Raw genomic sequence first — 8,522 nt, 5'->3', positions numbered from 1 at the left:
CTGAAGTACCGCTCGCCTCGCGAGTTCCGGCGCTCAATGGAGTCAGCAACCTTAGTGTGACGCTGTGTCCGGGATTACAGGGTCAACTCCATTCAGCTCTGCGCCACTGCTCCCGCGCATCGGGGGCAACGTGATAGCCGCTCACGCCCTCGTCAATGAAAACGTCATTATCCTGCACGCCGTGGGCGCGAGCGTCCTCGTACTGGCTCGCAGCGGACTGGCCGTCCGTGGTGGAAATCCGCCCGTAATAGAGTTTGCGCATGATTTGAGTGGATCACTTTAATTGGTAGATCAATTCTACCATGGATCAAATTCACGGTTGACCCTGTTGATCCATGCGCAAGCGACCCGCCGCATGGCCCGTTACGGTGTACCGTAATGAGCCAGCGACTCGGGCTAACGAGAGAGCGCTAGCGGGTTAGTTGCTTGAATTCGATTATCGATAGCTGTTGCTCTTGTCAATCGAGGCGCGAGGTCATACGCTTATCGGAGTCGGCAAAACCAGCCGAATGAGAACATCTTGAGGGGCGACCATGGCAACGGGGAAAAAAGCTGCGTCTGACGCGGCGAAGATTCTGCGCGATCCAAAGTCCACCAAAAAGCAAAAAGAAGTGGCGGCTTCCGATCTTTCTCAGCGCAAAGGTGCGACAAAGACCAAGCCGAAATCAAAATAAGAATCTGCACAGTTCGGCACAGCGTGTACCGAAGGCGCAACTGCGTGGGGGACGGGATGAGTAAAGACTCATTTGAAGATTGGTTGGCTGAGCGTCCGCGCTGGCTGCAAACAGCGGCTGCGCGGTTGCTTGGATCGCAACGAGCGCCGGAGGACAAGGATATAAACGCCCTTGCAGATCTCTGTCTTGCCGAGGCGTCGAAAGATCAAGCTGCCGTATTCGAGAAGATACCTACAGGTGCGTTTGCTGCTGGGATCGCGGCCCTGAGTATCAGATTGTCTAAAATCGAGAAGGTGAATGGAGTCAACGCGATCCGGTCGGACGCTACGCTCGATTTCGACAACAAGGATTTCGCCATTGTCTATGGCCCAAACGGAGCCGGGAAGTCGGGTTTTGCTCGGCTAGTGAAAAATGCGTGTGGCGCACGAACGCGAACAGACCTTCTTCCCAACGTCTTTCTCGCAAATCCCATTGAGCCTTCCGCTGAATTTCTGGTTACGCACAATGGCAAGTCCGAGGTCATCGGATGGACGGCGGCAACTGGACCCGCAGGCAAGCTCCGGCATATCCACGTTTTCGATTCTGCAGTCGCGGCGTCATACGTTAATGACAAAAATGTTGCGTCTTATGAACCGCGCCGCATGCGGTTCATCTCGGCGCTGATCGATATATCAGAACGGGTGGTCGCTGAGTTAACGCGACGGAAGGGCGCGTTACCAACAAAACTTCCTCAAATACCCCCAGACCACACAGACACCAAATCGGGACTATTCTGGGCGGCGATTAAACCCACAACGACGCGGGACGCCATCGAGGCCGCGTGCATCTGGACGGATGCGGACTCGGACGAACGGCTCAAGATCGAGAATAGCCTGAAGCAACAGGACATCTCTGGTCGCCTGAAGGAGTTGGAGCGTCAGAAGAAACTCCTCGCACAGCTCGAAAGCGAAGTGAAGAGCCTTCGTGATGCCCTGTCCGACGACAAACTTCTCGCACTTCTCAATGCCAGACGTGATGCAGCCGAGAAGCGGAAGGCTGCGAGTGACGACGCAGAACGGGTGTTTGCTAACGCTCCGCTCGACGGCGTCGGCAAACAAAGCTGGCGCCTGATGTGGGAACAGGCGCGGCAATATTCCGAAGAGCAGGCTTATCCAAAACGATTGTTCCCAGCGGTCGATGATAACGAGGATAAGTGCGTTTTGTGCCAGCAGCCGCTCGACGAAGCTTCGCGGAGTAGGCTTTCGGACTTTGAGGCCTATGTAAAAGGTGGGCTTGAGACGAGCGCAAGGGCCGCTGAGAAGCTACGCGATACCCTGATCAAGGCGTTGCCCGCAATGCCGTCGGTCGACAAATGGCGGTTGGATGTCGGCCTAGTGAAGATTGAGGCAATTGATGCCGACAGTTTGCTGGGAAGCATTCAAGCTCGCCGTGAGGCGGCCGAGATAGCTGCTCTCGGAACCGAGCTGCCGGCGATCAATTGGGTGCAACTGGATAACGGAATTGCAGCGCTCACTGCGTCGCTGGGGAAAGAAGGAGCGATCCTTACTGAGTTACAGAAAGATGGGAAAAAGGCCGAACACGAGAAAGCATTGAAGGAGCTACGTGCGCGCGAGTGGATTGCGCAGCAGAAAGCTGCTCTGGATGCCGAAATCCAACGGAGGGGCGTAGTCCAGAATATCGAAAATGCCATTCGGTTGGCGGGCACGCATGCACTCACCCGCAAGAAGAACGACTTGGCGGACGAGGAGCTTGCGAAGGGCTATCAGGAGCGCTTCCTAGCGGAGATATCGGTGCTTGGAGGAAAGCGTCTTCTCGTCAGCCCCGAGCCGCTGCAAGAGGGAAAGGGCCGAATCTCGTTCACGCTTACGCTACGTGATACGAAACAGAACGCTGCGGCGCACGCCGTTTTGAGCGAGGGAGAAAGCCGGATCGTTGCGTTGGCGGCCTTCCTTGCTGACATCACGGGCTCGGGGCAACCAACTCCTTTTGTTTTCGACGACCCCATCTCCTCGCTTGACCAGGAGTTTGAAGAGCGCGTTGCCGATCGCTTGGTTGAGTTGTCGCGTACACGGCAGGTGATTGTTTTTACACATAGACTTTCATTGCTGGCGCTTCTGGAGGATGCGCTGGACAAAGCCAGTAAAAACGCGGCAACCACGGGTGGTACGTTCCCGTCACGGGCATTCATATCACTGCGGCGGCTGGGCACGCTGGTAGGCATGGTGGATACGCTCGACGTGAGAAGGGAGCGTCCCGACAAAGGTTTCGCAAAGCTGCGCGATCACCGGTTACCGGTTTTGCGCAAGCTGCTGGATGGGGGCGATGCGGGGTATGACAATGAGATGAAGGCAGTCTGCGGCGATTTTCGAATATTAGTTGAGCGGTCCGTCGAAAAGGTCATGTTGAGCGGCTTAATCGAGCGGTTTCGGCGCTCCGTCCAGACCCAGCAGATTCGTTCACTAGCGAAGATTACCCCAGAAGATTGCGTACTCGTCGATCAGATGATGACGAAGTATTCAAAGTTCGAACATTCCCATTCCGACGAGGTCGACGCCAACCTGCCCGGCGTTGAGGAATTGGCCGCTGATCTCAAGCTGATGATCGATTGGATCGGAGATTTTGATAAGCGAGCGGTAGCTTAGCAACGAGAGGAAATAGACGACCTACGCCAACAACGGCAGCGGTAACAGCCCTTCGTTGAAAATGAGTTCGGCCCAAGCTGCCTGCGGGCAAGAAAGCCCGCAGGCAAATGGGTATTACGTTTCCGCTGGCCTTTTATGATCGGAGCCCTCAGCCAGCTTCCACAAGCGTAGAGACGACTGAGGCCGGTTCCCGCTTCTGCAGATCGAGACGCGGCAACGCCTTCACGATCTTCATGGTTTCCAGGCTGACTGTCACGACCCGCTGGAACAGTTCCAATGGGTAGCGCGGATTGTTCATCGTCTCGGTGGCGTAGTCGTTCGCGTCGTTGACGATGCCGCTGTCCTTATCTGTCTTCACGCATTGACGTTCGACGACCCAATCCAGCGCCGGTTTCCCGTTGATGACATATTCATAGGCTTCCAGCGGGATGCCCGTGACAGTGATCTTGTCGTTGTAGATCAACGTAGTCAGGTCTTTGTCCTTGCCATTCTTGCCATACCGCATCTTCTCGACCCGGTAGTCGGCATCGGTCAATAGCAAACCGCCGCCTTCCATCTGCAACGGGTACGTCTCGACGGTCTCATAGTTGACGTGCAGGTCAGCGAGCTCCCGGCCAGCCTTTGAGAAGGCCCAGAAATCAGCAGCACTCTTGACACATGGGATACGTGGCAACTCCTTCGCCAAATTGTCGGCGTAGCGTTCGCGATAGTCCGGCGAATGCAGCAGCCCATAAACGTAGTAAAAAACATCTTCCTTGCTGATTTGTTCCCCGGGATAGGCGGACTGAAAGTGCGCTAAACCTTCATCCAAGATAGCATCGCGGCGCTTGGGTTCGACGGCGACGGGTCGCACGGTATCAAAAAGCCCGACTTGTGGTCGCTCGTGGACGGGTTCTAGTTCCGGTTCGTCGTACAGATAGAGCGGGAAGCATTGGACGCCTCGGTCGGGCTGAAGATCGACAATCCTGTCTACCATCAGCGCAATTTGCCCGGCATCGGCTGTATTACCCTTAATCATAATGACCCGGTTCTCGACCCTCACATCCGGGAAGATACGTGGCATTTGCAACACCCGTTCATTGAAGCGGCGGCTGAAATACAACCATTGTTTCGCAAATGGGCGGTACAGGCTCGGCACAATTTCTCCGCTCTCGTCAGCGGTAAAGCGCCGCCCTTTTACAAGCTCCTGTTTCAGGTTGACTGACCAACTGATTTTTTCAGGATTTACATCGATGAAGCCGTCCACTAACGCTTCTCGCGACTTCTTGTCCAGACCTGCATGCGCCCGGTTGAAGCGTTCAACTTCGCTGTTGTAGAAGTCAATCATGCGAGCCATGTTGGTCGCCACCGCCGCTTGAGAAGCGTTGTAACACCACGCATCGCGCTGAGTCTTCAAACCATTCGAATAGTTAGCAAATAGCTTCTTCGTTTCGGTACAGTCTTTGTCACCCAAGACAATGTAATCGCTAAAGTGGTCGTCCCGCTGATTCAGCCAGTCGCCATGCTTGTCCGGTGTTACCGTTTGCCAGCCCCCCGCTTGTGTGATACCCGCGATGCTTGCAAACGCACTAATTTTTTCGAGCTTTTCTTCCCGCGTCAGGTAATCCCCGATGTCGTGGAAATGAATCTGGCCGTGCTGCGCGGCGCTCGGATTCTTGACGAGCAATGAAATTGCAATCGGAGCACGACTTCCGCTACCGAAAATCTTACCGCCTTCTCTACGTGATCGTTCGCCGGAAGTTCGTTGGTTGCCCCGCAGATGGAACACGTAGACGCTAGAAAACTCTTCAGCGAGACATTGCCGCAGACCATCAGCAGTGCTGGCTTCCAAAAAGCCCGCGTTGGTCACAAAGCCGATCACACCGCTGTCGCCGATACGATCACTAGCCCATCGAATTGCACGAATGTAGCTGTCATACAAAGCATTTTTCAACGTCGCAGTAGATCGCTCCGCATACGTGACGCGAATACGATTATCGAGATGTGGGTACGCAACGTTCTGGTTGTTGTCGTTCGCGCTGGCCTGACCAACCGAATATGGAGGGTTGCCAAAAATGACGCGAATGTCCAGCTTCTTTTGCCGTTTGCGCCGGGCACTGTTCTGCGCCAATGCGATGTCAACCAAGTCTTCCTTCTCGTAAAGCTGAAAGGTGTCGGCGAGACAGATGCCTTCAAACGGCTGATACTTGCCGCCAACGATGCCGTGATAGACCGACTCGATATTGATACAAGAAATGTAATACGCCAACAGGACGATCTCGTTAGCGTGTATTTCGTGCTTGTATTTATGCGGCAGTTCTTCCGGCTTTATCAGACCGCTTTGCAATAGGCGGGTCACGAACGTGCCCGTCCCGACGAAGGGATCGATGATGTGGACCCCCTTGCTACCCAACGTCTGGCCGAATTCGGTCTCCAACACATGCCCGACGCTGTGAATGATGAAGTCCACGACTTCGACCGGCGTATACACGATCCCCAACCGTTCGGTCATCTTCGGGAAAGCGTTGCGGAAGAATTTGTCGTATAGCTCGACGACGATCTTTTGCTTGCCCGCCGCATTGTCGATGCCTTCGGCCCGCAGCTTCACGCTCTCATAGAACCGTTCTAGCGTGTCGGCTTCCTTGTCCAGGCGATGTTCATCCAGAACGTCCAACACGCGCTGCATCGCCAGCGACATCGGGTTGTGCTTCGCAAAACTGTAGTCTGCAAACAGCGCATCGAACACCGGCTTCGTGATGAGATGCTGCGCCAACATCTCGATGATCTCACCGTCCGTGATGCTGCCGTTCAGGTCATCACGCAGTTCATCGGCAAACGCACAGAACGCATCTCGTTCCTTCACATTGGCTGGATTCTCGACGATGGCCGCAATGCGGTCGATGTGGGTGCGGGCGATCTTCGCGATGTCGTTCGCCCAGTCTTCCCAGTGATGTCGGTTGCCGACCTTCTGGACCAGCTTGGCGTAGATGGCTTTCTCGATCTCGCCGATCTCGAATTGCAGTTCCTGCTGGTCCGGTTCCGTGCGCTTCTTGACCGCTTCGCCGATGGTGAAGCCGCCCTTACCGGCGTCCTTGTTCTTTGGACCCTTGCCCTTCGCTTGCTTCTTCTGAATTTTGTCGGTGATCGCGATGACTTCCATCTTGCTGGTGTCCTGGCCAATCAGGTCCAGCTTGTTCACCATCGCGTCGAAGCGGTCATCGTGCGAACGCAGTGCTTGCAGCACTTGCCAGACCACGGCATAGGTCTTGTTGTCGTTCAGGGCTTCATGCGCTTCGATGCCAGCCGGGATCACCACCGGCAACACCACGTAACCGCGCTTCTTGCCGGGCGCGTTGCGCATGACACGGCCAACCGACTGCACCACATCAACCTGTGAGTTACGCGGCGTCAGGAATAGCACGGCATCCAGTGCGGGGACATCGACACCTTCGGACAAGCAGCGCACGTTACTGAGAATGCGACAGGTATTCTCGGGCGTCTCGGCCTTCAGCCATGCCAGCTTCGCTTCCTTCTCGCTGGCATTCATGCCACCGTCAACGTGTTCGGCTTCGCAGTGAAGACGGGCCGCCTGTTCAAATTCTTCTGTCTCTTCCGATTCCTGATACGCTTCGACGACCGCTTGAAACATTGCGGCGATCTGTTTCGAACTGACCTTGTGCGACTTGGCACCTTTCGAGACTTCGATGACCTGACAGAAGGCCACCGCGCGGCTCATGGGATCGCCGTCGCCAACCAAGTCTTCAGTCAACCCTTGCTTGGACAGAGCCTTCCAGCAGCCGACAATCTTGGCCGCGTCGTCCACCTTCAACTGGTTGTTCTCGTCCCGCAGCAGGTCTTGCAGACGCCGGTTGACGTGTGTCTCTTCGACCGCCAGCACGATCACCTTGTAATCCACCAGCAGCCCGCGCTTGACGGCTTCCGAGAACGTGATGACGAACAGTTCGTCGCCGTACAGTGCCTTGTCATCCATCGAACAAAGCGCCACGTTGTCCCGTTCAGCCGTGGCCTTGGCTGAATCCCCATAGATGCGTGGCGTCGCCGTCATGTACAGGCGCTTGGCGGCGCGGATGTAGTCGGCGTCGTGAACCCGGACAAAGGTGCTTTCGTCATCGTCGCCAAACGTCGCGCCAGTCGTGCGGTGCGCTTCGTCGCAGACAATCAGGTCGAAGTCGGCCATCCCAAACTGCTTCTGCGCACGGCTGATTACGTCGATTGAGTGATACGTGCTGAAAACGACGCTCATGTGCGACCCGTCATGCCGCTTCGCCATCTCAGCCGCCAATCGGGCTGAATCCGTCGTGGCTGGATAGCGCAGTTCATGGACGAAGGTTTGCACCATGTCGTCTTCTTTCTTGCGCTTCTTGCCAACGTCGCTGTCGGAACAAACCGCGAAGCTATGAAGTGGCGTCTCACTCTCCTGCGTCCATTCAGTCAGGGATTGTGAGAGCAGCGACAGGCTGGGGACAAGGAAAAGTACCCGCTTGCCGGCACCGCCCAAGGCTTCAGCAATTTTCAGGCTGGTGAACGTCTTCCCTGTCCCGCAAGCCATAATCAGCTTGCCACGGTCGGAGTCGTCCAGACCATGAACGACTGCGTTCAACGCGCTGGTCTGATGGTCACGCAACCGCTTCTTCGCTTTGATGACCGGTGCCGTCTTCGGCTGATACCGCGACCAATCGATCTGGCTCTCTTCAAGGGCGGTCAGGTCGATTTTGCTAACCGGTGGCTGCTGATCCAGCAACGCATCCTCGGCGTGCTCGCTCCAATGATTCGTCGTTGCGACGATGATCCGGCGTGTGAACGGCTTCTTGCCCGATGCCGTGAAGAAGCTGTCGATGTCGCTCTTCTGGACCTTGTATTCTCGTGCAAACAGCTTGCACTGGATCGCATGGAACTCATCCGTGCCGCGCGTCTTCGCCACAAGGTCAATACCCGTGTCCCGCTTGTCCAGCCCTTGCAGATTGGCCCATTCGGAGTAAGTCCATACGTCGCTGTACAGGTCGCGGTATGTGGCTTCATTCCGCAAATAGGTGACGATCAACTCTTCGAAGTAGGTTCCCTTCTCCCTTTCGGTAATGGCGGTTTGGCGGAAGGTGTCGAGAAGCATTTCGAGGGCGGTCATAGTGCTGAGTCGCTTGTTATTGTGGCGATGAAACCACGAAGCCGACATTATGCCTTTCGGCCTAGCGTAGCGGAACGGCACCGA

At 55.7% G+C, this 8,522-nt stretch carries 4 protein-coding genes; 2 read left to right on the top strand and 2 right to left on the bottom strand.

All coding sequences use genetic code 11. The features are described 5' to 3' along the window. Positions 1–82: 82 nt before the first annotated feature. Entirely contained in the window at positions 83–262 is a 180-nt protein-coding gene (locus tag KPB06_RS13200) for a hypothetical protein (protein WP_420831940.1), read from the bottom strand. A gap of 271 nt (positions 263–533) precedes the next feature. On the opposite strand from KPB06_RS13200, the gene KPB06_RS13195 reads away from it, so the two are divergent. Together KPB06_RS13195 and KPB06_RS13190 are read left to right on the top strand one after the other, a co-directional pair. Next, on the top strand, positions 534–674 hold the full coding sequence (locus tag KPB06_RS13195) for a hypothetical protein (protein ID WP_198105328.1): 141 nt from the start codon (positions 534–536) through the stop codon (positions 672–674). A 56-nt stretch (positions 675–730) separates the two neighbouring features. Then, the gene (locus tag KPB06_RS13190; protein WP_275920456.1) at positions 731–3,316 is read left to right on the top strand and encodes an AAA family ATPase; all 2,586 of its coding nucleotides are present in this window, start codon (positions 731–733) and stop codon (positions 3,314–3,316) included. A 148-nt stretch (positions 3,317–3,464) separates the two neighbouring features. Here the strand turns inward: KPB06_RS13190 and KPB06_RS13185 are convergent, their stop codons facing one another. Continuing rightward, entirely contained in the window at positions 3,465–8,438 is a 4,974-nt protein-coding gene (locus KPB06_RS13185; protein WP_275920455.1) for a DEAD/DEAH box helicase, read from the bottom strand. Between the last annotated feature and the right edge of the window lie 84 nt (positions 8,439–8,522).

This window comes from Burkholderia semiarida (assembly GCF_029268935.1).
Lineage (GTDB): Bacteria > Pseudomonadota > Gammaproteobacteria > Burkholderiales > Burkholderiaceae > Burkholderia > Burkholderia semiarida.
The sequence above is the reverse complement of the archived record's forward strand: the minus strand, read 5'-3'. Positions and strand labels throughout refer to the sequence as shown.